Raw genomic sequence first — 25,078 nt, 5'->3', positions numbered from 1 at the left:
TTAGCGCTCCACCTAGTCGGACGGTAGTGTGACCCCCGGCACCCTGTCAACGGTGGAAGCGGTCTTCGCCGTGAAGCGGGAGTCGTATCCTGGGTGCCAGGACGAGAGGAGTTCGACAGGTGCGGGTCACCCTGCGGGACATCGCCGACGAGGCGGGCGTGAGCATGATGACCGTGTCGAACGTCGTCAACGGCAACAAGGCGCGCGTCTCGCCGGAGACCATCGAGCGCGTGCGGCGGATCGTGGCGGAGCGCGGCTACGTGCCCAGCGCGTCGGCGCGCAGCCTCGCCGCCAAGTCGTCGAGGCTGATCGGGCTGCTGGTCCCGGCGGCCGACGAGGACAGCATGATGATCAGCCCGCACAACGTGGCCATCGCGGGCCAGATCGAGCGCGAGCTGCGCAAGCGCGGCTACCACCTGCTGCTGCGCGGCATCGCGCACCCCGACGAGGTCACCGAGGCGCTCCAGTCGTGGAGCCTGGACGGCGCGGTGCTGCTCGGGTTCCTGGACGAGGAGCTGGACCGGCTCAGCAAGGCCACGATCGGCGGCGTCCGGGTGCTGGCCGTCGACAGCTACTCGAAGAACCGGATCACCACGGGCGTCCGCGCCGACGACTTCGCGGGCGCGCGGTTGGCCGCCGAGCACCTGATCGCGCTCGGCCACCGCCGGATCCTGTTCGCCGGGCCCGCGTTCTCCGACGTCGGCGTGGTGCACCAGCGGTTCGAGGGGTTCCTCCAGGCGTTCACCGACGCCGGTCTCACCCGGGACACCGACCTGATCGAGACGGTCAACACGACCCACGCCGACGGCCTGGAGGTCGGTCGCAGGCTGCTCGCCTCGCACCCGACCGCGACCGCGGTGTTCGCGACCGCCGACATACTCGCGATCGGGATCATGGAGGGCGTCGCCGACAGCGGCGCCTCCGTGCCGGACGACGTCTCCGTCATCGGCTTCGACAACCTCGACCTGTGCGCCTACGTCACCCCCAAGCTCACCACCATCGCCCAGGACATCGGCGAGAAGGCCGCCACCGCCGTCCGCATGCTCATCGGCTCCATCGAAACCGGCAAACAACCCCGCAAACCCGTCACCATCAGCGTCGACCTCGTCGAACGCGCCTCCACCACCCGCCCCCGCCCCTAACCGCGAGTCGAACGCTCAGACACCCCGTGTCGAACGCTCAGACACCCCGAACCCCTCACCCGGACACCCGAGCCGGGGGACTCGGATTACCTGAGTGAGGGGTTCGGGGTGCCTGGAGGTTCGACACGGGGTGTCTGGAGGTTCGACTCGCGAGGGGTTAGGGGGTGAGCTTGTAGATGGTGGTGCCGTCGACGGTGAGGGGGGTGAAGTTGGCGGTGACCCAGGTGGAGATGTCGGTGTCCCCGCCGCCGCCCATGCCGCCGCCGCCGCGGCCGCCGGGCACGTAGTAGCCGATCCGGCCGTCGGCGACGTACTGCTGGAACTCGGTCAGGGTGGGGGCCGGGTCGGAGCCGCTCCAGCCGCCGATCCCGATGACGGCCTTGCCGGAGCTCAGTTCCAGGCTCGCGGCGCTCTGCGAGCTGACGGTCGCGGCCGCCCACGTGCCGGTGGTGGCCTGGAGCAGCTTGGTCAGCTCGCTCCCGCCGGACGACTCCTCCTCACCGGGACCGCCCATCCCGCCGCCGAACCCGCCGGAGGCGTAACCGGCCGGACCGGACGTCGGGATCGAGCCGCTGTGCGCGGTCGCCGCGGTGGCCAGTGAGTAGGACACCGTGCCGAGCAGGCCGACGGTCAGCAGCGCGGCCAGCAGGACCTTGCGGGCCAGCGGCACGCCCAGCGCGACCACGGTCGCGATCACCACGGTGGCGACGACGATCACCCACCGCACGAACGGCAGCCACGTGGGCACCCGGTTGAGCAGGATGAACGCCCAGAAACCGGTCACCGCGATCATCGCGGCCAGCGTCGCGCGGGCGGGCGTGTGCGCCCGGCCCCGCCACAGCTCACGACCGGCGATGGCGACGGTGCCGACGATCCCCGGCGCCAGCGCGACGGTGTAGTACGGGTGGATGATCCCGCTCATGAAGCTGAACACCAGGGCGGTGACGACCATCCAGCCGCCCCACAGGACCAGCGCGGCGCGCGTCAGGCTGGTGCGCGGCGCCCGACGGGTGAACCAGAGCCCGGCGACCAGGCCGATCAACGCCGCCGGCAGCAGCCAGGACACCTCGGAGCCGAAGCTGGCGCCGAACATCCGGCCGATCCCCGACGCGCCGCCGAACCCGGTGTTGCCGCCACCGGCCATGCCACCGCCGCCACCGCCGCCACCGCCGCCACCCTGGCCGAACAGGCGTCCGAGACCGTTGTAGCCGACGGCCAGCTCCCACAGGCTGTCGTTGGTCGACCCGCCGATGTAGGGGCGGGAATCCGCGGGCCACAGCTCGACCAGCACGATGAACCAGCCCGCGGACACGACCATCGACACGGCCGCGCCGAGCAGGTGCAGCAGCCGCTTGCCGATCGAGGTCGGCGCGGCGATCAGGTACACCAGGCCGAGCGCGGGCAGCACCAGCAGCGCCTGCCCCATCTTGGCCAGGAACGCGAACCCGACCGCGCTGCCCGCCAGCACCAGCCACCACGGGCTCGCCTTCTCCAGCGACCGCACCACGCAGTACGCGGCGGCGGTCATCAGCAGCACCAGCAGCGCGTCCGGCAGGTTGAACCGGAACACCAGCGTCGCTACCGGGGTCAGCGCGAGCGCCGCGCCGGCGAGCAGCCCGGCGACCGGGCCCGACGTGCGCTTCACCGTGGCGTACACCAGCGCCACGGCCGCCACGCCTTCGAGCGCCTGCGGTGCCAGCACGGTCCAGGTGGAGAACCCGAAGATCCGGGCGAACAGCCCGCTGACCCACAGGAACGCCGGGGGCTTGTCGACGGTCAGCACGTTGCCCGAGTCCAGCGACCCGAACAGCCACGCCTTCCAGCTCTGCGTGGCGGACTGGGTCGCGGCGGCGTAGAAACCGTTGCCGTAGCCCGAGGCGGACAGGTTCCACAGGAACAGGATCGCGGTACCCGCCAACAGGGCGAAGAACGCGGGGCGCACCCATTTCGGCGAGGGGTCCGGCTTCGCTTCCACGGGGGCGACGGTAGTCGCGCTCGGCGCCAGCGTCGTGGTCATGACTCGTTCTCCAGGGGAATCGCAGCGGTACGCGGACGGAACACCCAGTTGCGCAGCAGCAGGAAGCGCAACACGGTGGCGATCAGGTTGGCGCCGACGACGGCGACGACCTCGGCGACCTGGCCGGGATCGGTGGAGCTGTGCAGCAGGGCGAGGGATCCGCTGGTCAGCGCGAGCCCGAGCCCGAACACGATGAGGCCTTCGAACTGGTGCTTGCCCGCGCCGCCGCGCCCGCGCACCCCGAAGGTGAACCGGCGGTTGGCGGCGGTGTTCGCGATGGCCGTGACGAGCAGCGACACCAGGTTCGCGCCCTGAGCGCCCAGACCGCCGCGCAGCAGGAGGAACAGCAGCAGGTAGGCCAACGTGCTGGTCACGCCGATGGCGGCGAACCGCACCAGCTGGCGCAGCAGCCCCGTCGGCACACCGGGGGTCGCGCTCTCCAGCGGCTCGCGGCCCAGCGCCTGGCGCAGCTCCGCGATGGGCAGCTTGCCGGTCGCCAGCGCCCGGCCGAGCCTGGCCACGCCCTTGAGGTCCGCCATCGCGGTCGACACGATGTCGACCCGGCTGTCCGGGTCGTCCACCCAGTCCACCGGGACCTCGTGGATGCGCAGGCCCGCGCGTTCGCCGAGCACCAGCAGTTCGGTGTCGAAGAACCAGCCGGTGTCCACGACGTGCGGCAGGAGCCGTTTCGCGACGTCCGCGCGGATCGCCTTGAACCCGCACTGCGCGTCGGAGAACCGGGTGGCCAGCGTGCCGCGCAGCAGCAGGTTGTAGCAGCGGGAGATGAACTCGCGCTTCGGCCCGCGGACCACCCGCGCGCCGCGGGCCAGCCTGCTGCCGATCGCGATGTCGGAGTGGCCGGAGATCAGCGGCGCGATCAGCGGCGGCAGCGCGGCCAGGTCCGTCGACAGGTCGACGTCCATGTAGGCCAGCACCGGCGCGTCCGACCCCAGCCAGACCTGGTGCAGCGCCCGGCCGCGGCCCTTCTGCTCCAGGTGCACCACGACGACCTCGGCGAGTTCCCCGACGAGCTCCTGCGCGACCGCGGCGGTCCCGTCCGTGCTGGCGTTGTCCGCGATGGTGATCCGGAACGGGTACGGGAAGCTCCGGGTCATCTCGGCGTGCAGCCTGCGCACGCACGGCCCGAGGTCGACCTCTTCGTTGTAGACCGGCACCACCACGTCCAGGACGGGGGTCTTGGTGTTCGTCGCGATGGGACTCGCACCGGGCCGCAGCGTCGTGAGTGTCATGAGCCCAACTTCGGGGTCGGGGCTGGGTGCTTCGTGTGTCATCGCTGTGCGCCGACTGTGAGGTCGTAGACGGCGACGCCGTCGACCGTGGTGGCCTCGAAGCCCTGCGCGACCCAGGCGGCGATCTCCTGCGCGTCGTCGCTCCCGGTCGACCCGGACATGCCCGCGCCGCCGATGAAGTAGTGGATCTTCCCGTCCGCCACGAGCTGCTGGAACCCGGCCAGCGTGGGGGCGGGGTCGGTGCCGTTGAAGCCGCCGACGGCCATCACGGGCATCCCGCTGCCCAACTGGTAGCCGGCGGCGTTGTTCGAGCCCACGGCGGCCGCGGCCCACGTCTGGGAACCGCTCCGCAGCAACGAGACCAGCTCGGCACCGGGCGTGGGGGCGCTGAGCAGACCGCCCATGCCGCCGCCACCGCCGGGCATCGCGCCGCCCGTGCCGCCGCCGCCACCGCGGAACCCGCCGCCCGTGCCCGCCGGACCCGCGGTGGGGATGGCGCCGGTGTGCGGGGTGGTGGCCGTGGCGACCGCGTAGGCGGCCGGACCGGCGAGCGCGGCGACCAGTGCGATGGGGACGAACACCTTGGGGCTGAAGAAGAACCCGGCGGCGCCGATGAAACCGAGCGCGATCACGACGATCGCGAACGTGGACGACCAGGAGTTCAGCAGCAGGTACGCCTGGATCCCGGCCAGCGCGACAGCGCCGGAGAGGGCCGCCAGCGCCATCGGGTCCTGCCGCCGCTGCCACAGCGCGGCCGCGCCGACGCCGACCACGCCGCCGATCGCGGGGGCCAGCGCCACGGTGTAGTAGCCGTGGATGATGCCGTTCATGTAGCTGAACACGGCCGCCGTGACGAGCAGCCAGCCGCCCCAGACCACCAGCGCGGTGCGGGCCTGGCCGCGCGCGGCCCACCAGCCGCCGATCAGCAGCACCAGCGTGGCGGGGAGCAGCCACGCGATCTGGCTGCCCATCTCGCTGCCGAACAGCCGCGCCCAGCCCGTGGACCCCCAGCCGCCGCCCGCGCCGCCGCCGACGCTGCCGACCTCGTCACCGGTGAGCCTGCCGAAACCGTTGTAGCCCAACGTGAGTTCGAGGACGCTGTTGGTCTGCGAGCCGCCGATGAACGGGCGGGCGCTCGCCGGGACGAGTTCGACGACCGCCACCCACCAGCCGCCGGCGACGATCATCGCGCCCAGGGCGGTGGCGAGGTGGAGGAGCTTCCTGGTGATGGTGGCGCGGGCGAAGAAGAGGTAGCCGAGGCCGAACGCCGGGAGGACGAGGAAGGCCTGGAGCATCTTCGCCAGGAAGGCGAACCCGACGGCCGCGCCCGCCAGCGCGAGCCACTTCCAGCTGGCCTTCTCGGTGGCGCGGATCGTGCAGTAGGCGCCCGCGACGAGGAGGAGCACGAGGAGTGCGTCGGGGTTGTTGAAGCGGAACATGAGGACGGCGACGGGGGTGAGGGCGAGCACCGCGCCCGCGGTCAGTCCGGCGGCCGGGCCCGAGGTGCGCTTCACGGCGGCGTGCAGGAGTCCGACGCTGCCGACGCCCATCAGGGCCTGGGGGACGAGGATGCTCCACGCGTTGACGCCGAAGACCCTGGCGGAGAGGCCCATGAACCAGAGAGCGGCCGGGGTCTTGTCGACGGTGATGGAGTTGGCGGAGTCGGTGGACCCGAAGAACCAGGCCTCCCAGCTCTGGGAACCGGCCTGTGCGGCGGCGGAGTAGTAGGCGTTGGCCCACTCCGAGTCGCCGAGCTGCCAGAGGTAGAGGAGTGCGGTCGCGCCCAGGAGGACCAGGAGCGCGGGGCGTGCCCAGCGGGGGGATCTTGGCTCGGGGGTGGGGTGGGGCGGCGGCGCGAGGGAGGCTGGGGCTTGGGAGTCGACGACCGTCATGGGTCGAGGTTCGTGGGCGCGGCTGGGTGGTCCTTGTGGCTTTGCTGTGTGGGAGCTGTGTGAGGGGGGTGTTGACGGGATTGGTGGGCTTGTCCGTCGGGCTGGGGTTGGTGGGCTTTTCGTCAGACCCCGGTCTGATGGGCAGCTGCTCAAAACAGGCCATCGGTGCCCATGGTCTCCGGGTGCGGCCGATTTGACTTGGGGCCCCTCTTTTTGGCCCTGCGGGCCCAAAAGGGGCAGGGGTGAAAAGCCTGCCCGCTGAGCGAGTGCAGGGCCAAAAACCCCAAGTCAAATCGGCCGCACGAGGTGCGGGCGCGCTCGGTTCCGTGCTTGTGCGGGCGCGCTCGGGTTCTTGGTCGTGCTTCTGGTGGGTTGCTGAATTGCGAATTGCTGATTAGCGGCGGATTGGTAGGCGGACTGTGAAGCGGGTTTTGCCTGGTTCGCTGGCTACGCCGACTGTGCCGCCGTGGGAGGTGACCACGGCGGAGACGATGGAGAGGCCGAGGCCGGTGCTGCCGGCTGCGCGGGAGCGGGAGCTGTCGCCGCGGGCGAAGCGTTCGAAGACGTTGGGGAGCAGTTCCGGGTTGATGCCGGGGCCGTTGTCGGTGACGGTGAGTTCCACGCCGTGGGCCGGTGAGACGGAGAGGCCGGTGGTGACGGTGGTGCCTGGTGGGGTGTGGGTGCGGGCGTTGGTCAGGAGGTTGGTGAGGACCTGGTGAAGGCGGTCCGCGTCGCCTCTGACGGTGACGGGTTCGGCGGGGAGTTCCAGTTGCCAGTTGTGGTTCTGGGCGGAGATGCGGGTGTCGCTGACGGCGTCCAGGACGAGTCTGGTGAGGTCGACCTCGGTGTCGTCGAGTGGTCTGCCCGCGTCGAGCCTTGCCAGCAGCAGCAGGTCTTGGACGAGGACGGTCATGCGGTCGGCCTCGGATTCGACGCGGCTCATGGCGTGGGCGATCTCCGGTGGTACCTCGGCTTTGCTGCGCCTGGTGAGTTCGGCGTAGCCGCGGATGGCGGCGAGCGGGGTGCGGAGTTCGTGGGAGGCGTCGGCGACGAACTGGCGGACCCTGGTCTCGGTGGCGTGGCGGGCGGTCAGCGCGTTGCCGATGTGGCCGAGCATGCGGTTGAGGGCGAGGCCGACCTGGCCGACTTCGGTGTTGGGGTTGCTGTCGCGTTTGGGGACGCGGACCGCGAGGGCGACCTCACCCTCGTGCAGCGGTAGTTCCGACACGCGTGTGGCGATGCCCGCGACCCGTTGCAGTGGTAGCAGTGTGCGGCGGACGATGAAAGCGCCCGCCAGCGCGGCGATGAGCAGGCCCGCGAGCGCGACGCCGCCCAGGACGAAGCCGAGTTGGACGACGGTGGCGTTGACCTGGGTCAGCGGCAGCCCGGTGATGAGCACTTCACCGGTCGGCGTCCTGGTCGCGATCAGCCGGTACTCGCCGAGGCCCTCCAGCGTCACGGAGTCCGGCTTGGCGTCCGCCTGGAAAGCGATGAGCTGAGGGCGCGCCTCGTCGGGAATGGTCTCCTGGTCGCCGCGATCGGGGGTGAGTCGCAACGCCTGGACGAGCGCCCCGTCGTCGACCGTCGCGGAGAGGGTGCCCGGTGCCTGGCCGGGTGCCGACAGCGGGTTGCGGTCGCCGATTCCCGTGCCGTTCGGCCTCGGGACGCCGTTCGGCCTCGGGCGGTCCCCGCGCGCTTCCGACGACCTGTTGGAGGCGAACTGGAGCTGCTCGTCGAGCTTGCTGATCTGGAAGTCGCGCAGCGCCACCATCGTGACCACGCCGATGATCAGGCACACCAGCGTGAGCAGCGCCATCTGCTCCGCGATGATCCGCGTGCGCAGCGACCAGGACCTAGGGTGCCGGCTTGAGGACATAGCCCGCGCCCCGCATCGTGTGGATCATCGGCTCGTGGCCCGCGTCGATCTTCTTGCGCAGGTAGGAGATGTACAGCTCGACGATGTTCGCCTGCCCGCCGAAGTCGTAGCTCCACACCCGGTCGAGGATCTGGGCCTTGCTGAGCACCCGCTTCGGGTTGCGCATGAGGTAGCGCAGCAGCTCGAACTCGGTCGCGGTCAGGTCGATCGAGCGGCCGCCGCGGTGCACCTCGCGGGTGTCCTCGTCCAGCCTCAGGTCGCCGACCACCAGTTCGGCGCCCGCCGTCGCCTCGGTCACGCCGGTGCGGCGCATCAGCGCGCGCAACCGCAGCACGACCTCCTCGAGGCTGAACGGCTTGGTCACGTAGTCGTCGCCGCCCGCGGTCAACCCGGCGATGCGGTCCTCCACGGCGTCCTTCGCCGTCAGGAACAGCACGGGCAGGTTCGGCTGCTCGGCGCGGAGCCTGCGCAGCACCTCGATGCCGTCGAAGTCGGGCAGCATGACGTCCAGCACGACCGCGTCCGGGCGGAACTCCCGCGCGGTGCGCACGGCCGACGCGCCGTCCAGCGCGGTGCGGACCTCCCAGGTCTCCATCCGCAGCGCCATGGACATCAACTCGGCCAGGGTCGACTCGTCGTCGACGACGAGGACCCGCACCGCCTGGCCGTCCGGGCGGCGGAGTTCGGCGTGCTTCTTGCTGGTGCTCACTGCGCGCATGTCCGAATTCTGTGCTGGGCCGTTCGGCCGAGGCTGTGCGAATCCTGTGTACCACCTGTGAACGGCTCCGGCAGGCCCACAGCGGCAGCCCATCGGGCGCACAGCGCTTACACAGGCAACAACGGGACCGTTGTCCTCACAACGCGGCGAACGCCCGTTGGACGATCGCAGGAGGATTGACGATGAGCACCGACCAGAACGCACCGGCGGAGCAGCCGGGTTCGGCCGTGCCACCGCAGGAACCCGCGTGGGGTGCCGAACAACCACCGGCCGCGAACCGGCCTGGCTGGTCCGGCCGCAAGACGGTCGCGGCCGTCGCCATCGCGGTGGGCATCGCCGCCGCGGGCGGAACGGCCATCTACGCCGCCAACGGCGCTGTCGGGGCGTCCGAGATGGGCCCCGGCGGCCGAGGCGGACCCGGCGGTTACGGCCGCATGGGCGGCGGCTTCGCCGGTGGCGGCACGCTCGGCGGGTTCGGCACGTCGCTGCACGGCGAGTTCCAGGTGGGCACGGTGACCGACGTGTCCAGCTCGTCGATCGGCGTCAAGAGCACCGACGGCTACACCAAGACGTACACCATCGACAGCACCACGGTCATCGGCGGCGGCGGCCGGATGGACCAGCAGACCAAGGGCGACGTCAGCAGCCTGGCGAACGGCGACACGGTGACCGTCATCGGCGAGACGGCCGACGGCAAGACCACCGCGAAGTCGATCCTGGAGCGCGTGGAGGGGCAGCAGGGCCAGCAGGGGCAGATGCCCGGCGGCCAGCAGCCCCCTGGCGTGCAGCCGCGCCGTGAGGACCAGGGCAGTGGTCAACCGCCGACCTCTTGACCGGAGCGCCACCGCCGCGGCGCCCGGGTTCGGCAGGCTGATAGCCGTGTTGTTCGAGGCCAGGTCCCCCCTGTGGCGGGCACTGGCCGCGAGCGTGACCGTCGACCGCCCGGTGGTCGTGTGCGACGCGGTGAGCCCCGCGCAGATCGTGGAGCTCACCGCGTCGCCCGACCTCGTGCTCGACGGGTTGCTGACGGTCGCACGGGCCGTCGGCGTCCACCGCGCGTACCTGCGCACCCCGCCCGGCATCGGCGCGGTCGCCATTCGCCGGGCGCTGTCCCGGCGCGGCGACGCCGTGCGCGTCGTGATCGATCCGGCCGAACGGCAGGGCGACGTCGTCGGCGACGCGTCCGCCTACGTCCGGCTGGCTCAGCTGGTCAACTGACTGGGTTCGGGAGAAGAGGCGGTCCAGCTCGCCAGCACGGCGAGCTTGTCCGCGGTCGCCGAACCGGGCACCGGGACGTAGGTCAGCAGGTGCTGGCCGACCTCGCCGGGCAGCGTGAACGTCTGCCACTCGACCTGGAGTTCGCCCACCAGCTCGTGGTTGATCAGCTTGCGGCCGAACACCTTGTCCTTCACGTCGTGCCGCGACCAGAGCCGCCCGAACACCTCGCTCTTGATCGACAGCTCGCCGACCAGCGACGCCATGCCGGGGTCGTCGGGGAACCTGCCCGCCTCCAGCCGCAGGTACGCGACCGTCTCCTCGGCCACGGCGTCCCACTCCGGGTAGAACAGGTGCGCCGTCGGGCTCAGGAACGCGAGGCGGGCCATGTTCCGCTCGGACGCCGGGAGCGCGGAGAGCCCGTACACCGCGTCCGCGAGCCTGTTGTGGGCCAGCACGTCCAGGTGCTTGCCCAGCACCAGCGCGGGGACGGAGTCCATCAGGTCGATCAGCCGCTGGACGGTCGGGCTCACCGGCGTCGGCCGGGGATCCCCGTCGGTGGGCCGCACCAGGTTGTGCAGGTGCGTGCGCTCGTCCTCGGTCAACCGCAGCGCCCGGCCGACGGCGTCCAGCACCGAATCGGACACACCGGCCGTGCGGCCCTGTTCGAGGCGGATGTAGTACTCCACGCTCACGCCCGCGAGGCTCGCGACCTCGTCGCGGCGCAGACCGGGCACCCGGCGGCGCAGACCCGTGGACAGACCCACGTCGGTCGGTTTGATGCGGGCGCGGCGGGAGCGGAGGAACTCCCCGAGTTCGCGGCTCATGTGGACAGTCTGCCCCTTCGGTGCGGGTTGTGGGTGGTTCTGGGGGTACTACCAAAGGGCGGGCCTCCCGGTGGGACCCGCTTGACGTCAGCGTTGTGGGCATGGCTGATCGAGGAATTCTGGTTGATCGGGTCGCTGTGGTGACCGGGGCGTCCAGCGGGATCGGGGCGGCTACGGCTCTGGCGTTGGCCGCTGGTGGGGCGAGGGTGGCGTTGTTCGCGCGGCGGGGGGATCGGTTGGGGGAGTTGGCGCGGGAGATCGAGGCTGGTGGCGGGACCGCTCTGGCGGTGGAGGTGGATGTCACGTCTTCTGAGTCTGTCGCGGCTGGTGGTGCGGCTGTGCGGGAGGCGTTCGGGAGGGTGGACCTGGTGGTGAACAACGCCGGGGTGATGTTGGCGGCGCCGATCGCGGAGGTGCGGTCTGGGGATTGGGCGCGGATGGTGGATTTGAACGTGACGGGGGCGTTGAGGGTGATCGGGGAGTTCACGCCGGATTTGATCGCTGCGGCTGCGGAGGGTGGTGTTGCCGATCTGGTGGACATCTCGTCGGTGGCGGCGCATGCCGTCTTTGCGGATTATGCGGTTTATTGCGCTACGAAGGCTGCTGTTACGCACTTGTCGGCGAACTTGAGGGTGGAGTTGGGGCCGAAGGATGTGAGGGTTACGAATGTGGAGCCCGGGTTTGTGGAGTCGGAGTTGTTGACGCATTTGGATCGGGGGGCGGCTGCGGAGGTGGAGTCGTGGATCGAGGGGACTGGGAGGTTGGCGGCTGAGGAGGTGGCGGATGTGGTGGTTTACGCGACCAGCCGGGCTCGGCATGTGAACATGCGGCAGATCGTGGTTATGCCGACTCGGCAGGTTTAGGTCTGGTTCGGGTTGCGTCGTGGGTGAGGCGGCTTCACGCCGGTCGCCGTTGTGGGTGAGGTGGCTTTACCCCGGTCGCCGAGTGTTCTAGGCTTGGCGAATCTTGTCAAGGCGGGAAAGATGCCTTGACAAGCTCCGTCAAGCCTAGAGATGGCTTCGGATCGGGGTGCAGGGGTAGGTCTGGCTGCGCCAGCATCGGGCTCCGCCCGACAGGCATCCTTGCTGCGCGTCGGACAGGGCATCCTGGGCTGCGCCGTCGGACAGGGCATCGGCTGCGCCGACTAGGCCTGGCTCTGGGTTTGGTGTTGTGGTCAGAACCTGCCGTTGAAGAGGAGGCGGGCGATTTCGGTGTCGGTGTCGCGGCCTTCCTGGTAGCCGCCCTGGCGGTGCAGGTCGTTCATGATGGCGAGGGTGTAGCGCTCGTCGGGGCCGACGAAGCCGACGGTGTTCATGACCCAGCCGGTGTCCTCTTCCGACCAGCCGTCTTTGTTACCGGGATGGGCGGCTGGTCCGGCGCCCCAGACGCCCCATTGCTGTTCCTCGCCGACGGTGCGCATGGCTTCGAGGACGGGGGTGCTGTCGTTCTTGTCCATGTCGGCCAGGACGTGGGTCATGAGGCGGTCCAGGTCGTCGGTGGTGCATTTCTGGAAGCCCCAGTACGGGAAGGTGTCGGTGTAGCCCTCTTGTGGTGCTAGCGAGGTCATTCCGTAAGACGGGAAGGCTTTGTTGAAGGTGGTGTGGTCGTCGCCGGAGTAGCGGGTCCAGAGTTCGTCGGCGGCGATGTCGTCCGAGGTGTGCAGCATCCTGGCGATCAGGTCGTGGTCTTCGCCGGTGAGGGTGATCGTGCTGTCGCGGTCGCGTTTCAGCAGGTCGACGACCATGACGAGTTTGATCGTGGAGGCGGTCCAGACCAGGTCGGTGGCGTGGGCGTTGCGCCAGACGGCGCCGGTCTCGCGGTCGCGGACGACGATGCCGACGGTGCCCGGTCGGGTGGCGATGTAGGTCTCGACCTGTGCGAACCTGTCCTGGAGGTCGCAGTCGAAGCCGGTGTCGGGGCACTCGGGTGTTCCGGCGGAGGTGGCGGCGATCTTGGTGTGCTCGGGCGTGCCGCACGCCTGGAGTGCGAGTACCGCCACGAGCAGGAACGGCCAGGCGCGTCGGAACATCTGGGCAGGCTAGCGGCCGGGGGTGGTGTTCACCCGGTTCGGCGACCACCTTTTCGCCGGTTCTTGTCGGTGCCCGCCGGTCTACTGGACGCATGGGAGGCACGTGTGAAGCAGGAGCGGGAGTTCTTCGACGTGGAAGGCGTGCCGTGGCGGGCCGCCGAGGGGGCGCCGGGGGTGCGGGAGCGGGTGTTGAGCGCGGCGGACGAGGTCGTGCTGACCAGGATCGCGCGGTGGGAGCCGGGGTTGGACACGTCGGCGGCCGGGGTGATCCGGCACGAATACGCGGAGGAGGTGTACCTGCTGGAGGGGGAGCTGACAGATCTGACGCTGGGGGAGACGTTCACGGCGGGGCACTACGCGTGTCGTCCGCCGGGGATGCCGCACGGGCCCTACCGCACGGCGGGAGGCTGCACGATGCTCGAGATCAGGCATCGCGTGTAATCGTTTGCGGGGTCTTGACCAGCGGTTCCGTCAACGGTCAAGACGTACGGTCCCCGCATGAGCGAATCTCCAGTCCGGCGTCGCGCCGTGCTCGCGGGCACGGCCGCGGGCGTCCTCGCCGCGGCGGGCTTCCGCCCGGCGGCCGCCCAGGCCGACAGCAGGAGCGTGAACAAGCAGTTCACGCTCACCGTGATGGGCACCACCGACCTGCACGGCAACGTGTTCAACTGGGACTACTTCGCCAACAAGGAGTTCGACGACTCCGGCCACAACGACATCGGCCTGGCGAAGATCTCGTCCCTGGTGAGCGCGGTGCGCGAGCAGCACGGCGCGTACCGCACCCTGCTGCTGGACGCGGGCGACACGATCCAGGGCACCCCGCTGGCGTACTACTACGCCAAGGTGGAGCCGATCACCCGCCGCCGCGTGCACCCGATGGCGGTCGCGATGAACGCCATCGGCTACGACGCCGCGGCGCTGGGCAACCACGAGTTCAACTACGGCATCCCGCTGCTGCGGACGTTCGAGCAGCAGTTGCGCTTCCCGCTGCTCGGCGCGAACGCGATCGACCAGCGCACCGGGCAGCCCGCGTTCAAGCCGTACGTGGTGAAGACGGTGTGGCGCACGGGCACGGCCCCGCTGCGGGTCGGCATCCTCGGCTTGACCAACCCCGGCATCGCGATCTGGGACAAGGCCAACGTCGAAGGCAGGATGACCTTCCCCGGTCTCGTCGAGCAGGCCAAGATGTGGGTGCCGAAGATGCGCCGCGCCGGTGTCGACCTGGTCGTCGTGGCCGCGCACTCGGGCGCCGACACGTCGTCGTCCTACGGCGACGCGCTGCCCTACCCGGAGAACGCCGCGACCCTCGTGGCCGAGCAGGTGCCCGGCATCGACGCGATCCTCGTCGGCCACGCGCACGTCGAGATCCCGCAGCGGCTGGTCGCCAACAAGACCACCGGCAAGCAGGTCCTCATCACCGAGCCCCTGTTCTGGGGCAAGCGCCTCAGCCTCCTGGACTTCGACCTCGAATGGGCCCCGCGCGGCGGCTGGACCCTCAAGGCGTCCCGGTCGCAGGTGCTCAACTCGAACACCGTCGCGGAGGACCCGAAGATCGTCCGCCTGCTGACCGCGGACCACGCCAAGGTCGTGACCTACGTCAACTCCAAGGTGGGGACGAACAAGGAGGCGATGTCGGCGGCGACCGCCCGGTACGAGGACACGGCGGCGCTGGACTTCATCAACTTCGTGCAGGCGAACGAGGTGAAGAAGGCGCTGCCGGGGAACACCCTGCCGATCCTGGCTTTGGCGGCGCCGTTCAACCGGGCTGCGGCGATTCCGGCCGGGGAGGTGACGATCAGGGACGTGGCGGGGTTGTACATCTTCGACAACACCCTGCTCGCGGTCACCCTCACCGGTGCTCAGCTGAAGGATTACCTGGAGTACTGCGCCCGGTACTTCAAGCAGGTCACTTCCGCTGGGCCGTTCCCGGCGGATTCGGTGACGAACGCGCCGACGACCACTGCTCCCAACGGCACGCCGGACTACAACTACGACATCGCGTTCGGGTTGGACGCGCCGTTGACGTACGACATCGACATCGCGAAGGCGGTGGGGGAGCGGATCGTGGGGCTGTCGTACGCGGGGACCCCGGTCGCGCCTGATCAGCAGTTCGCGGTGGCGGTCAACAACTACCGGCAGTCCGGGGGCGGCGGGTTCCCGCACATCTCGACGGCGCCGGTGTTGCTGAACCAGCAGCAGGAGATCCGGCAGTTGATGATCGACTGGGTGAAGGAGGCGGGGGAGATCGATCCGGCTGTTTTCGGGAAGGCGGATTGGCGGTTGGTGGCCAACGGGGTGCCGGTGGTCGTCCGGTAGTCGACCGGTCCGGTCCCGCCTGTCCTGCCGGGCGGGACCGGGTCTGCCGGTCGGCGGAGCCCGACCCGCCTTCCCAGACCGCTACCGGCTGGTCAGGTCCAGGGCGATGTCCACCAGCATGTCCTCCTGGCCGCCGACGAGTCCGCGGTTGCCCGCTTCCAGCAGCAGTCTGCGGACGTCCACGCCGTAGGTGGCGGCGGCGGTTTCGGCGTGCCGCAGGAAGCTGGAGTAGACGCCCGCGTAGCCGAGGGTCAGGGTTTCCCGGTCCACTCGGACCGGTCGGTCCTGCAACGGGCGCACCAGGTCGTCGGCCGCGTCCTGCAATGCGAACAGGTCGCAGCCGTGGCCCCAGCCTTCGAGGGTGGCCACGGCGATGAAGGGTTCGATCGGGCAGTTGCCCGCGCCCGCGCCGTGGCTGGCCAGGGAGGCGTCGATGCGGGTGGCGCCCTCTTCCGCGGCGGCCAGGGAGTTGGCCACCGACAGGGACAGGTTCTCGTGGGCGTGGATGCCGATCTCGGTGTCGGTGTCGAGCACGTCGCGGTAGGCGCGGACCCGTTCGCGCACGCCGTTGACGGTCAGCCTGCCGCCGGAGTCGGTGACGTAGACGCAGTGCGCGCCGTAGGACTCCATGAGCTTGGCCTGCCTGGCCAGTTCCTCGGGCGGGGCCAGGTGGCTCATCATCAGGAATCCGGCCACGTCCATGCCCAACGACCTCGCGGTGGCGATGTGCTGGGCGGACACGTCGGCTTCGGTGCAGTGGGTGGCGACGCGCACCGAGCGGACGCCGAGGCTGAAGGCGTGCTTGAGATCGGAGACGGTGCCGATGCCGGGGAGCAGGAGTGTGGTGAGGCGGGCGCGGGAGATGACGGCGGCGACGGCTTCGATCCACTCCCAGTCGGTGTTGCTGCCGGGGCCGTAGGTGAGGCTGGCGCCGGAGAGGCCGTCGCCGTGGGCGACTTCGATGGCGTCCACGCCCGCCGCGTCGAGGGCGGCGGCGATCTCGGCGGCCTTCGACGGGGGGATGCGGTGGCGGGTGGCGTGCATGCCGTCCCGCAGCGTCACGTCCTGGATGAACAGCCGCCTGGTCATCGGGTCGCCTCCGCGATGCGTTCGCCGACCCGCAGGGCGGCCGAGGTCATGATGTCGAGGTTGCCCGCGTAGGCGGGGAGGTAGTGGGCGGCGCCCTTGACCTCCAGGAACACGTTCACCCGGTGCGTGACGCGCTGGTCGCCGACGAGCGTGTGCACGGACTCGTCCACGGGCGTGATCTGCACGGGCCGTTTGAGGCGGTAGCCGGGGACGTAGGCCGAGACCTCGGCGACCATGCGTTCGATCGACGACGTGATGAGGTCGTGGTCGGGGTCGGCGACCAGGCAGAACACCGTGTCGCGCATGACGAGCGGTGGTTCGGCGGGGTTGAGGACGATGACGGCCTTGCCGCGGCCGGCGCCGCCGACGGACTCGATCGCGGAGGCGGTGGTCTCGGTGAACTCGTCGATGTTGGCGCGGGTGCCCGGTCCGGCGGACTTCGAGGCGATGGAGGCGATGATCTCGGCGTACGGCACGGGCGTCACGCTGGACACCGCGGCCACCACCGGGATCGTGGCCTGCCCGCCGCAGGTGACCATGTTGACGTTCGGCGCGTCCAGGTGCCGTTCCAGGTTGACCGCGGGGACGACGAACGGCCCGAGGGCGGCGGGGGTGAGGTCGATCAGCCTGGTGCCGAACGGGGCGAGCGCGGCGGCGTTGGCGGCGTGCGCGCTCGCCGAGGTGGCGTCGAAGACGATGCCGACGTCGGCGAACTCCGGCATGGCGATGAGGCCCTCGACGCCGTCGGAGGTGGTCGTGACGCCGAGCAGACGGGCCCGTGCGAGGCCGTCGGACTCGGGGTCGACGCCGACCAGCGCGGCCATCTCGACGTGCTCGCCCAGCCGCAGCACCTTCATCATCAGGTCGGTGCCGATGTTGCCGGAGCCGATCACCGCGACCTTCACGACGCGCCCCCCGAGAACGAGGCGGAGACCTCGCCGACGCCGGTGATGGCGGCGCGGAATCCGTCGCCGGGGGACACCGGCACCATCGGGCCGAGCGCGCCGGACAGCACGACCTCGCCTGCGCGCAGCGGGTGGCCCAGGTCGCGGGCGGTGGTGGCCAGCCAGGCGACGGCGGTGAGCGGGTCGCCGAGGCAGTCCGAGCCGAGGCCCTTCGACACGACCTCGTGGTCGCGCCACAGCGTCATCGCGCACGACGGCAGGTCGAGGCCGTCGAGCGGGACGGGCTGGTCGCCCAGCACGAACAGCGCCGAGGAGGCGTTGTCCGCGACGGTGTCGACGATGCTGATGTCCCAGTCGGCGATCCGGCTGTCCACGATCTCCAGCGCCGCCACGACGTGCCCGGTGGCCGCGACGACCTCGGCCGGCCCGATCTCGCCGTCGCCGTCGAGGTCGTGGGCCAGCACGAACGCGATCTCCGCCTCGATCTTCGGCTGGAGCAGGCGGCCGATGTCGATCGGCGCGTACGCGGAGCACGCCATCTCGTCGAGCAGCACGCCGAAGTCCGGCCGGTCCACGCCGAGCTGCCGCTGCACGGCCGGGTTCGTGAGCCCGATCTTGCGGCCCACGGCGGTCGCGCCCGCCGCGATCCGCTGCCCCACCCACACCGACTGCACGGCGTACGCGGTGGCGATGTCGCCCTCGGGCAGCAGGTCGCGCACGGGCGCGCACGGCCGCCGTTCGGCGCGGGCGGAAGCCAGCCGCAGCGCCGCCACCCCGCTCCCGGACACCTCGCTCGTCATGCCACCTCGAAAGTCGCGCCGATGCCCATGCCGGTGATCCACTCGGGAACCGGTTCGTAGCTGGTCCACACCAGCGGCAGCCCCACGGCGGCCTGCCCGATCAGCCAGGCGCGGATCTCGTGCCCGCCGCTGCCCGCGTTGTCCTCCAGCGCCGCGTCGCCCAGCGCGGTGATCGGCGCCGCGTCGTCGGCGACCAGCTGCTTGAGGAACCAGTCGTCCCAGTCCGCGTTCACGCGGGCGTCGGGGTTGCCGCCCATGGCGCGCACCCTCGGCTCGCGCACGGCGGCGACCGCGCGGACGTCCTTGCGCCCGTGGATCACCGACTCGCGCTTCTCCCCGTCGACCTCGCGGGGGTCGTTGGACGGCAGCCAGTGCGACAGCCCGCCGCTGGCGACCACCAGCACCCGCCCGGCGAACGCCGACCCGCGGATCGCCGCGCCCAGCGCCCGGCCGAGCGCCACGCAGCGGTCCATGCTCGGCAGCGGCGGCGCGGCGGTGTTGATCACCAGCGGCACCAGCGGGATCGGGGACCCGCCGGTCACCATCTCGTAGCTCTGCACCACGCCGTGGTCGACGGTGAGCGAGTACGACAGCGACAGGTCGAACCCGTCGGCGGCGAGGCCGTCGCGGATCGCCCACGCCAGCTGCGAGGCGACCGGCAGCGGGCCCGAACGGCTGTCGAAGTCGCCGAAGCCGATGGCCTCCTCGACACCGAGCACGAACGGCGGCATCACGTCGTAGAAGTTGGCGTGGAAGTGGTCGGGCCCGACCACGACGACGGCGTCGGGGGCCAGCCGGGCCACGGCCTCGGCGACGCGGTCGGCGTCGGCGAGGAACGCCCCGCCGGGCTGCGACGGGTCCGTGGGCGGGGTCATGGTCGCGAAGGGGGAGTGGGACATGCCCACGAAGCCGATGATCTCGCTCATGCCGGGTCCTTGCCGAGGACGAGGAAGTCGTGGTGGGCGCGCAGGTACTCGTCGGGCTTCTCCCACTGCGGCCAGTGCCCCGCGTCCGCGATCACGTGCAGGCGGGCGTCGGGCAGCCACTCCAGCAGCATCGCGGCCTCGTCGAGACCCCCGGTGGGGTCGTGTTCGGTCCACAGCAGCAACGTCGGCGCCTTCACCTCGCCGACCCACGCCGGATCCCAGGCGAAGTCCTTGCGCACCACAGGGTCCTGGAGCACGAGGGTGTTCGTGATCGCCTGGACGAAGTCGGGACGGCTGTAGACGGAGCGGCGCAGGTTCACCAGCTCGTCGGTCACCATCTCCTTGTGGTGGAACAGGAACTCGACGCGGCGGCGCACGGTCTCGTCGCTGGGGTCGCGCACGGCGGCCATGGTGCTGTCGCGCATCCTGGCCATCACCTCGGGCTTGTTGGCGATGTTGCCGGGGGTGTTCAGCACCAGCCTGCCCACCCGCTCCGGGTGGTGCGCGGCGGTCCAGGCGACCACCCAGCCGCCGAGCGACTCGCCGGACAGGTGCGCGGAGTCGATGTCGAGCGCGTCCATCAGGCCGATCAGGTGGTCCGACAGCACGTCGATCGTGTACGGCTTGTCCGGCAGGTCCGACCAGCCGTGGCCGACCATGTCGTAGGCGGTGACGTGGAAGTCCGCCGCCAGCCCCGCGATGTCGCGGGCGTAGGCCTCCAGGTGGCCGCCGGTCCCGTGCAGCAGGATCAGGTCCGGCCCGGACCCGGCCTGGAGCACGCGGGTGCGGACGCCGTCGACGTGCACGTGGCGCAACCGGTGGTCCACGTCCGCCAGCTCACCCCAGATGCTGATGTGCTCGGGCAGGTCGCTCATGCGGTGTCCTCCTTGAAGCGGGCGCGGGCCTCCGCGAGCGTCGCCAGACCGGCGCTCTGCCGCCGTCCGACGCCGAGCGCGTTGAGCAACCGGGAGTTCTCGATGGTCAGGAACTCGACCGGGTGTTCGGTGGAGTCGTTGTGGTGCCGGTGCCACGTCCACGGCGGCGTGTAGATGAAGTCGCCGGTGGACCACGTCTCCGTCTCGTCCTCGACCTCGCTGTGGCCGTCGCCGGAGATGACGTAGTGCACCGTCTCGTGGTGGTGGCGCTGCATGTCCGAGGTGAGGCCCGGCGGGATCGTCTGCCGGAAGATCTCGAACGTCGCGGTCGGCAGCTTCCCGGCGATGGAGAGCGTCGTCGGGTTGTGCACCTGCGCGGCGGGCAGGGTCTCCAGTTCCGCCGCGCGCACGACGACCGGCCGCAACGCGCTCGGGCGGACGACGTCGGCTATCGAGCCGAGGAAGTCGGCCATGCTGAAGTCGGGTCCGGACTCGGCCATCAGATCGTCTCCGTTCGTCCACCGTCGACCGCCAGGACGGTCCCGTTCACGTAGCTCGCGGCCTCGGAGGCCAGGAAGGCCACCACCGCCCCGACCTCGCCCGGCTGCCCGGCGCGGCCCGCCGGGATGCTCCCGGCGTCGAGCGCCTCGAACTCGGCGTAGTCGCGCCCGGCCGCCTCGGCGCGGTTGGTCAGGATCTGCCTGCGCCGCTCGGTCGCCGTGGCGCCGGGAGCCACGCAGTTGACCGTGACGCCCATGTCCGCGTACTCCCGCGAGAGCAGCTTCGCGGCGGCGGTGACCGCGGACCTCAGCACGACGGATGCCGCGAGGTCGGGCTGCGGCTGCCGCACCGCGGTCGACGTCACGAACACCACCCGGCCGAAGCCCGCGGTCGCCATCCTCGGCAGCGCGAGCCGAGCCAGTCGCAGCGGTCCGAGCAGGAGGAGGTCGAACGCCGCCTGCCACTGCTCGTCGCCGACGTCCAGGATCCGGCCGGGAGGCGGGCCGCCCGCGTTGAGCACGAGGACGTCCAGCGCGCCGAACCTGGCCTCCACCTCGTCCACGGCGGCCTGCGCGGCACCCGGGTCCGCCACGTCGTTCACCAGTCCGTGCACGCTCGCGCCGGTGCTCGCCTTGAGGCGGAGCACGGCGGCCTCCAGCGCGTCGGCGCGTCTTCCGGTGATCACGACCTGGTGGCCCGCGCGCGCCAGGTGCTCTGCGGTCGCGTGCCCGATGCCGGTGGCACCGCCGCCCACGAGTGCGGTCCGAGTGGTGATGGCGGGCCTCCAGGAATCGGTGTCTCGTCGGTCGCTACGGGGTTAGCCTGGCCCGTGTGAACTCGCGGAGCCAACGATGAGTCCCGCTGAGCGGGACGGCACTTCGGAAGGCGTGGGCGGTCTCGACCGGGCCGCCGCGATCCTGGGCGCGTTCGACGCCACGCACCGGGAGTTGACCCTCGCCGCGCTCGTCGCCCGGTGCGGGATGCCGCGGTCGACCACGCATCGCACCGCCGACCGCATGATCAAGCTCGGCTGGCTGGACAAGCCCAAGGACCGGTACCGGATCGGCAACCGGCTGTTCGAGCTGTCCGGCCTCGCGCCGATCCGGCACGAGCTGCGCGAGGCCGTGCTGCCGTTCCTCCAGGACCTGTACAACGCGACCAGGACGACCGTGCAGCTCGGCGTCCTCAAGGGCGCGCAGGTGCTGGTCGTGGAGAAGATCACCGGGCACCAGCCGATGCCGATGCTGTCGCAGGTCGGCGGCACCATCCCGGCCCACTGCTCCGGCCTCGGCCGGGCGATCCTGGCCTACTCCGATCCGGGGACCGTCGAGTCGGTGCTGGCCGCCGGGCTCGCGCCGCGGACCTCGCGCACGCTCACCACGCCGGTGGCGATCCTGCGCGAGCTGGCCGCCATCCCGCACCGCGGCTGGGCGGTCGACCGCGAGGAGGGCAACATCGGCGTGAACTGCGTGGCCGCCGCGGTCTTCGGCCCGCTCGGCGACGTCGTCGCGGCGCTGTCGGTCACCGGCCCCACGACCCTGGTCCGACCGGACCGGATCGGACCCGCCGTGCGGCTCGCCGCGGCCGCCGCGTCGAGGGCGTACGCCACTCGGAGGTGACCGTCCACCGAGAAAGAGTCCCGGTGAGCGGGACTCCGGGTTGGCGGATCGCGGGACGTCGTTCCAGTCTGTGAGCGCTGACACACCCGACGACCCGAAGGAGACCCCGGTGACCCTGGGCGGCGGCTACATGCTCCCCTCACGCGACGGCCACGCGATCGCGGCGATCGGGCTCGGCATCACGATGAAGACGAACGGCAAGTCCACGCACGACGCCTACTCGCTGTTCGAGTACACGATCCCGCCGGAGACCAATGGCCCGCCCCCGCACGTCCACACCCGTGAGGACGAGTCGTTCATCTGCCTGGCCGGCCGCCTCGAGGTGCACCTCGGCGGTGAGGACTTCGTCCTGGAGCAGGGCGACTACCTGTTCCTGCCCCGCGACGTCGTGCACGCGTTCAAGAACCCGTACAACGAGGAGTCGCGGGTCATCTCCGTCGTCTCGCCCGCGGGGCTGGAGCGGTACTACCAGGCCTTGGCGGACATGCCGCCCGGCCCGAAGGACATCTCCGTGATGAAGGGGATCATGGCCGACTTCGGCATCGAGTTGCGGCTCCCGCCGGAGGTCCAGTAGTCATGAGGACAGCCATCATCGGTGCCGGCGTCGCGGGCCTGACGACCGCCAAGGTGCTGCTGCAAGCCGGTCACGACGTGCTCGTGTACGACAGGACGCCGGACGTCGGCGGCGTGTGGAGCGAGACCCGGCGCTACCCCGGCGTGACGACGCAGAGCTCCAAGGCGCAGTACTCGCTGTCGGACTTCCCGATGCCGAAGGACTACCCCGAGTGGCCGACCGGCGCCCAGATCCAGGCCTACTTCGCCGCCTACGCCGAGGAGTTCGGCGTGGACAAGGTGCTGCGGCTCAACACCGAGGTGACCTCCGCGGCGCGCACGGCCGACGGTCGCTGGACGGTGCGGACGCAGGACGGCGCCGAGGTGTTCGACCGGCTCGTCGTCGCCAACGGCGTGTTCTGCGAACCGCTCGTCCCGGCGTTCCCCGGTGTCGAGGAGTTCACCGCCGCGGGCGGGAAGGTGTTGGCGGGCACGGAGTTCCACGACGCGGAGTCGGCGCGGGACAAGCACGTGCTGGTCATCGGGTACGGGAAGTCGGCGTGCGACGTGACGGTGCCGATCAGCAAGGTCGCGGCGAGCACGGACGTGATCGCGCGGCAGTTGCTGTGGAAGGTGCCGCGGAAGATCGCGGGCGTGCTGAACTTCAAGATGTTGTTGCTGACGCGGATGGGTGAGGCGCTGTTCCGGTACATCCGGTTGCGGGGGTTCGAGAAGTTCCTGCACGGGCCGGGGAACGGGGCTCGGCGCGGGATGTTGAACTCGGTCGGGTCGGTTTCGGTGCGGCAGTTCGGGTTGGCGAAGCTCGGGCTGGTGCCTCGGGGGCGGATGGAGGACATCGTTCGCGGGGCCATCGGGTTGGCCACGGAGGGGTTCTTCGAAGGGGTTGCCAGCGGGGCGATCGTTGTCCGCCGGGATCAGGTTGTGGCGCGGTTGCTGGAGAAGGAGGGGCGGCCGTGGGCGGAGTTGGCCGACGGGACCGTGCTGCCCGCGGATCTGGTGGTGTGTGCGACCGGGTTCACGCAGGGGGTGCCCTTCCTGGACGCGGATGTGCAGGAGCGGTTGTTCGACGAGCGCGGGAATTTTGTGCTGTACCGGCAGATTCGGCCGGTCGGGGTGTCGGGGTTGTACTTCAACGGGTACAACTCGTCGTTCTTCAGTCCGTTGAACGCGGAGATGGCTGCTGTGTGGATCGCGGCGGACATCGCGGGCGTCGTGGAGTTGCCGGACGATGCTTCGATGCGGCGGGCGGTGGTGGAGCAGCTGGAGTTCATGGACGTCGCCACCGATCGGCACCACTGTCGGGGGACGAAGATCATTCCGTTCTCGATGCACAACGTGGATGAGGTGTTGGGGGATCTGGGGTTGGAGATTCCGGCGAGGGTGCGGGCTTCGCATTGGTTGAACCCGATTGCGCCTTCGGCTTATCGGGGGGTTACGCCGGCTTTGGTGGCTCGGTTGGGGGAGGCGGGGTAGGGGGAGCGGGGTCGGGGGAAGGGCGAAGCCCGGCCCCCGGCGCGCGATTGTCTCAATGCCACACCCCAGTTTGTCAAGGCGGGAAAGATGCCTTGACAAACTGGGGTGTGGCAGGAGGGCGCTGTGTATCGGGGGCAGAGGGAGGTCTGGCTTCGCTTGTGTGGGCTGTGGCCGGCTCAAGAGGTGTGTGGTGGTCCGGCGTCGACTACCTCCAGGGATAGTTCGAGGGGGTCGAAGTGGATGAGAGATTCCATCCACCAGGTCATGCCCGCTTTTGCCAGGCCGGTGAGGTCGATGTTCTTCGGGTCTTCCCAGGCGTGGCTGGCGTTGCCGGCTACTGCGATGTCGAAGTTGCCGGTGGGTTGTAGTGCTGTGGCGACGGTGGCAACGTCCTCGGGGGACATGGTGTGGTCTTCGGGGTTGGGGAAGATGCCGTCGCAGGTTTTGGCGCGGCGGAGTACGGCTGGGTTGTTGGTGGAGCTGGCGGCCCAGATCGGGATCGGGTGTGGTTCCGGTGCTGACCTCGGCAGGTTCACGTGGTAGTGGGTGCCGTTGTGGTGGTGGGGGTTGCCGGACCACATCGCGCGCATGATGTCGAGGCTTTCGTCCAGCATTGATGCCCGTACTTTCGGGTCTACCGGCTCGCTGAAGCGGCTGAAGTCGCCGGATTCGTCCGAGCCGAGGCCCACGCCCAGTACCAGTCTTCCGCCGGACAGGCGGCTGACGGTGGAGGCCTGCCGGGCCACGATCCAGGGGCGTCGGCGGGCCAGTGGGGTGACCATCGGGCCCAGCAGGATTCGGGAGGTGGCCTGGGCGATGGCGGCCAGTGTTGTCCAGGTGTCCACGATGGGCAGTTCGTCGGAGACCACGTGGTCCCACAGGAAGACGCCGTCCCAGCCCGCCGCCTCGGCCCGCACGGCCAGGTCGACCAGGACTGTCGGGTCGCCGAACGGGCCGAACTGCGGTAGGTAGACGCCGCTGCGGAAAGTGTTGTGCGTCAAGGGGAACCCCTCCGGTGGTGTGGAGGAGGAACCT

At 70.4% G+C, this 25,078-nt stretch carries 24 protein-coding genes; 9 read left to right on the top strand and 15 right to left on the bottom strand.

Translation table 11 applies throughout. The features are described 5' to 3' along the window. Positions 1-119 precede the first annotated feature (119 nt). On the top strand, positions 120-1,142 hold the full coding sequence (locus RM788_RS13300) for a LacI family DNA-binding transcriptional regulator (RefSeq protein WP_315931947.1): 1,023 nt from the start codon (positions 120-122) through the stop codon (positions 1,140-1,142). Between the two features lie 157 nt (positions 1,143-1,299). Here the strand turns inward: RM788_RS13300 and RM788_RS13295 are convergent, their stop codons facing one another. The 5 genes from RM788_RS13295 to RM788_RS13275 form a co-directional block, all read right to left on the bottom strand. Next, complete coding sequence (locus RM788_RS13295; RefSeq protein WP_315931946.1) at positions 1,300-3,159, bottom strand: ArnT family glycosyltransferase; 1,860 nt, start codon at positions 3,157-3,159, stop codon at positions 1,300-1,302. Then, positions 3,156-4,409, bottom strand: coding sequence for a bifunctional glycosyltransferase family 2/GtrA family protein (locus tag RM788_RS13290; protein WP_315931945.1), 1,254 nt, complete (start codon positions 4,407-4,409; stop codon positions 3,156-3,158). The genes RM788_RS13295 and RM788_RS13290 overlap by 4 nt, the downstream gene beginning before the upstream one ends. A 38-nt stretch (positions 4,410-4,447) precedes the next feature. Next, positions 4,448-6,301: an ArnT family glycosyltransferase gene (locus RM788_RS13285; RefSeq protein WP_315931944.1), complete on the bottom strand. Its 1,854-nt coding sequence runs from the start codon at positions 6,299-6,301 to the stop codon at positions 4,448-4,450. A gap of 394 nt (positions 6,302-6,695) precedes the next feature. After that, positions 6,696-8,177: a sensor histidine kinase gene (locus RM788_RS13280; protein WP_315931943.1), complete on the bottom strand. Its 1,482-nt coding sequence runs from the start codon at positions 8,175-8,177 to the stop codon at positions 6,696-6,698. Beyond that, the gene (locus tag RM788_RS13275) at positions 8,155-8,895 is read right to left on the bottom strand and encodes a response regulator transcription factor (RefSeq protein ID WP_315931942.1); all 741 of its coding nucleotides are present in this window, start codon (positions 8,893-8,895) and stop codon (positions 8,155-8,157) included. The genes RM788_RS13280 and RM788_RS13275 overlap by 23 nt, the downstream gene beginning before the upstream one ends. 182 nt (positions 8,896-9,077) lie before the next feature. Between RM788_RS13275 and RM788_RS13270 the strand changes: the two genes are divergently transcribed. Together RM788_RS13270 and RM788_RS13265 are read left to right on the top strand one after the other, a co-directional pair. After that, on the top strand, positions 9,078-9,728 hold the full coding sequence (locus RM788_RS13270; RefSeq protein ID WP_315931941.1) for a DUF5666 domain-containing protein: 651 nt from the start codon (positions 9,078-9,080) through the stop codon (positions 9,726-9,728). A 46-nt stretch (positions 9,729-9,774) separates the two neighbouring features. After that, on the top strand, positions 9,775-10,113 hold the full coding sequence (locus tag RM788_RS13265; RefSeq protein WP_315931940.1) for a hypothetical protein: 339 nt from the start codon (positions 9,775-9,777) through the stop codon (positions 10,111-10,113). Here RM788_RS13265 and RM788_RS13260 read toward each other — a convergent pair. Beyond that, positions 10,098-10,937 carry a helix-turn-helix transcriptional regulator gene (locus tag RM788_RS13260; RefSeq protein ID WP_315931939.1) on the bottom strand — a complete coding sequence of 280 codons (840 nt, stop codon included), beginning with the start codon at positions 10,935-10,937 and terminating at the stop codon, positions 10,098-10,100. The genes RM788_RS13265 and RM788_RS13260 overlap by 16 nt on opposite strands. A 101-nt stretch (positions 10,938-11,038) precedes the next feature. Between RM788_RS13260 and RM788_RS13255 the strand changes: the two genes are divergently transcribed. Beyond that, a complete protein-coding gene (locus RM788_RS13255; protein WP_315931938.1) occupies positions 11,039-11,800 on the top strand; it encodes an SDR family oxidoreductase in 762 nt (253 codons plus the stop codon). 311 nt (positions 11,801-12,111) lie between these two features. On the opposite strand, the gene RM788_RS13250 is transcribed toward RM788_RS13255, so the two are convergent. Then, positions 12,112-12,966, bottom strand: coding sequence for a serine hydrolase (locus RM788_RS13250; RefSeq protein WP_315931937.1), 855 nt, complete (start codon positions 12,964-12,966; stop codon positions 12,112-12,114). A gap of 105 nt (positions 12,967-13,071) precedes the next feature. On the opposite strand from RM788_RS13250, the gene RM788_RS13245 reads away from it, so the two are divergent. Next, positions 13,072-13,407, top strand: a complete 336-nt coding sequence (locus tag RM788_RS13245) for a cupin domain-containing protein (protein ID WP_315931936.1) — start codon at positions 13,072-13,074, stop codon at positions 13,405-13,407. Positions 13,408-13,464: 57 nt separating this feature from the next. Further along, positions 13,465-15,282: a bifunctional metallophosphatase/5'-nucleotidase gene (locus tag RM788_RS13240; RefSeq protein WP_315931935.1), complete on the top strand. Its 1,818-nt coding sequence runs from the start codon at positions 13,465-13,467 to the stop codon at positions 15,280-15,282. An 81-nt stretch (positions 15,283-15,363) separates the two neighbouring features. Here the strand turns inward: RM788_RS13240 and dmpG are convergent, their stop codons facing one another. Genes dmpG through RM788_RS13205 form a run of 7 tightly spaced genes read right to left on the bottom strand, consistent with a single transcriptional unit; the run spans position 15,364 to position 21,132 of the window. Then, on the bottom strand, positions 15,364-16,371 hold the full coding sequence (gene dmpG / locus RM788_RS13235) for a 4-hydroxy-2-oxovalerate aldolase (protein ID WP_315931934.1): 1,008 nt from the start codon (positions 16,369-16,371) through the stop codon (positions 15,364-15,366). Beyond that, positions 16,368-17,231 (bottom strand): acetaldehyde dehydrogenase (acetylating), encoded by an 864-nt coding sequence (locus RM788_RS13230; protein ID WP_399344982.1) that lies wholly within the window; start codon positions 17,229-17,231, stop codon positions 16,368-16,370. Before RM788_RS13230 ends, dmpG begins: the two co-directional genes overlap by 4 nt. A 41-nt stretch (positions 17,232-17,272) precedes the next feature. Continuing rightward, positions 17,273-18,076, bottom strand: coding sequence for a 2-keto-4-pentenoate hydratase (locus RM788_RS13225; RefSeq protein WP_315931932.1), 804 nt, complete (start codon positions 18,074-18,076; stop codon positions 17,273-17,275). Then, positions 18,073-19,002, bottom strand: a complete 930-nt coding sequence (locus RM788_RS13220) for a DODA-type extradiol aromatic ring-opening family dioxygenase (RefSeq protein ID WP_315931931.1) — start codon at positions 19,000-19,002, stop codon at positions 18,073-18,075. The genes RM788_RS13225 and RM788_RS13220 overlap by 4 nt, the downstream gene beginning before the upstream one ends. Then, complete coding sequence (locus RM788_RS13215) at positions 18,999-19,877, bottom strand: alpha/beta fold hydrolase (protein WP_315931930.1); 879 nt, start codon at positions 19,875-19,877, stop codon at positions 18,999-19,001. Before RM788_RS13215 ends, RM788_RS13220 begins: the two co-directional genes overlap by 4 nt. Then, positions 19,874-20,377 carry a cupin domain-containing protein gene (locus RM788_RS13210; RefSeq protein WP_315931929.1) on the bottom strand — a complete coding sequence of 168 codons (504 nt, stop codon included), beginning with the start codon at positions 20,375-20,377 and terminating at the stop codon, positions 19,874-19,876. Before RM788_RS13210 ends, RM788_RS13215 begins: the two co-directional genes overlap by 4 nt. Continuing rightward, positions 20,377-21,132 (bottom strand): SDR family oxidoreductase, encoded by a 756-nt coding sequence (locus RM788_RS13205; protein ID WP_315931928.1) that lies wholly within the window; start codon positions 21,130-21,132, stop codon positions 20,377-20,379. Before RM788_RS13205 ends, RM788_RS13210 begins: the two co-directional genes overlap by 1 nt. Positions 21,133-21,229: 97 nt before the next feature. Here RM788_RS13205 and RM788_RS13200 point away from each other — a divergent pair, with 97 nt between their 5' ends. From RM788_RS13200 to RM788_RS13190, 3 genes are all read left to right on the top strand, one after another. Next, positions 21,230-21,997, top strand: coding sequence for an IclR family transcriptional regulator (locus RM788_RS13200; RefSeq protein ID WP_315931927.1), 768 nt, complete (start codon positions 21,230-21,232; stop codon positions 21,995-21,997). A gap of 70 nt (positions 21,998-22,067) precedes the next feature. After that, on the top strand, positions 22,068-22,571 hold the full coding sequence (locus RM788_RS13195; RefSeq protein ID WP_315931926.1) for a cupin domain-containing protein: 504 nt from the start codon (positions 22,068-22,070) through the stop codon (positions 22,569-22,571). A 2-nt stretch (positions 22,572-22,573) separates the two neighbouring features. Continuing rightward, entirely contained in the window at positions 22,574-24,043 is a 1,470-nt protein-coding gene (locus RM788_RS13190) for a flavin-containing monooxygenase (protein WP_315931925.1), read from the top strand. A gap of 176 nt (positions 24,044-24,219) precedes the next feature. On the opposite strand, the gene RM788_RS13185 is transcribed toward RM788_RS13190, so the two are convergent. After that, entirely contained in the window at positions 24,220-25,044 is an 825-nt protein-coding gene (locus tag RM788_RS13185) for an LLM class flavin-dependent oxidoreductase (protein WP_315931924.1), read from the bottom strand. Between the last annotated feature and the right edge of the window lie 34 nt (positions 25,045-25,078).

Origin of the sequence: Umezawaea sp. Da 62-37 (assembly GCF_032460545.1) — a bacterium.
Taxonomy (GTDB): domain Bacteria; phylum Actinomycetota; class Actinomycetes; order Mycobacteriales; family Pseudonocardiaceae; genus Umezawaea.
Note: the sequence above shows the minus strand (reverse complement) of the source record. Positions and strands in the feature narration are given on the sequence as shown.

Coding starts and splice junctions, on each gene's coding strand:
- dmpG (WP_315931934.1), bottom strand. CDS start 16,371: ATGACCAGGCGGCTGTTCATCCAGGACGTGACGCTGCGGGACGGCATG.
- RM788_RS13230 (WP_399344982.1), bottom strand. CDS start 17,231: ATGATGAAGGTGCTGCGGCTGGGCGAGCACGTCGAGATGGCCGCGCTG.
- RM788_RS13225 (WP_315931932.1), bottom strand. CDS start 18,076: ATGACGAGCGAGGTGTCCGGGAGCGGGGTGGCGGCGCTGCGGCTGGCT.
- RM788_RS13250 (WP_315931937.1), bottom strand. CDS start 12,966: ATGTTCCGACGCGCCTGGCCGTTCCTGCTCGTGGCGGTACTCGCACTC.
- RM788_RS13215 (WP_315931930.1), bottom strand. CDS start 19,877: ATGAGCGACCTGCCCGAGCACATCAGCATCTGGGGTGAGCTGGCGGAC.
- RM788_RS13240 (WP_315931935.1), top strand. CDS start 13,465: ATGAGCGAATCTCCAGTCCGGCGTCGCGCCGTGCTCGCGGGCACGGCC.
- RM788_RS13260 (WP_315931939.1), bottom strand. CDS start 10,937: ATGAGCCGCGAACTCGGGGAGTTCCTCCGCTCCCGCCGCGCCCGCATC.
- RM788_RS13200 (WP_315931927.1), top strand. CDS start 21,230: ATGAGTCCCGCTGAGCGGGACGGCACTTCGGAAGGCGTGGGCGGTCTC.
- RM788_RS13270 (WP_315931941.1), top strand. CDS start 9,078: ATGAGCACCGACCAGAACGCACCGGCGGAGCAGCCGGGTTCGGCCGTG.
- RM788_RS13280 (WP_315931943.1), bottom strand. CDS start 8,177: ATGTCCTCAAGCCGGCACCCTAGGTCCTGGTCGCTGCGCACGCGGATC.
- RM788_RS13220 (WP_315931931.1), bottom strand. CDS start 19,002: ATGAGCGAGATCATCGGCTTCGTGGGCATGTCCCACTCCCCCTTCGCG.
- RM788_RS13295 (WP_315931946.1), bottom strand. CDS start 3,159: ATGACCACGACGCTGGCGCCGAGCGCGACTACCGTCGCCCCCGTGGAA.
- RM788_RS13210 (WP_315931929.1), bottom strand. CDS start 20,377: ATGGCCGAGTCCGGACCCGACTTCAGCATGGCCGACTTCCTCGGCTCG.
- RM788_RS13275 (WP_315931942.1), bottom strand. CDS start 8,895: ATGCGCGCAGTGAGCACCAGCAAGAAGCACGCCGAACTCCGCCGCCCG.
- RM788_RS13290 (WP_315931945.1), bottom strand. CDS start 4,409: ATGACACTCACGACGCTGCGGCCCGGTGCGAGTCCCATCGCGACGAAC.
- RM788_RS13255 (WP_315931938.1), top strand. CDS start 11,039: ATGGCTGATCGAGGAATTCTGGTTGATCGGGTCGCTGTGGTGACCGGG.
- RM788_RS13190 (WP_315931925.1), top strand. CDS start 22,574: ATGAGGACAGCCATCATCGGTGCCGGCGTCGCGGGCCTGACGACCGCC.
- RM788_RS13285 (WP_315931944.1), bottom strand. CDS start 6,301: ATGACGGTCGTCGACTCCCAAGCCCCAGCCTCCCTCGCGCCGCCGCCC.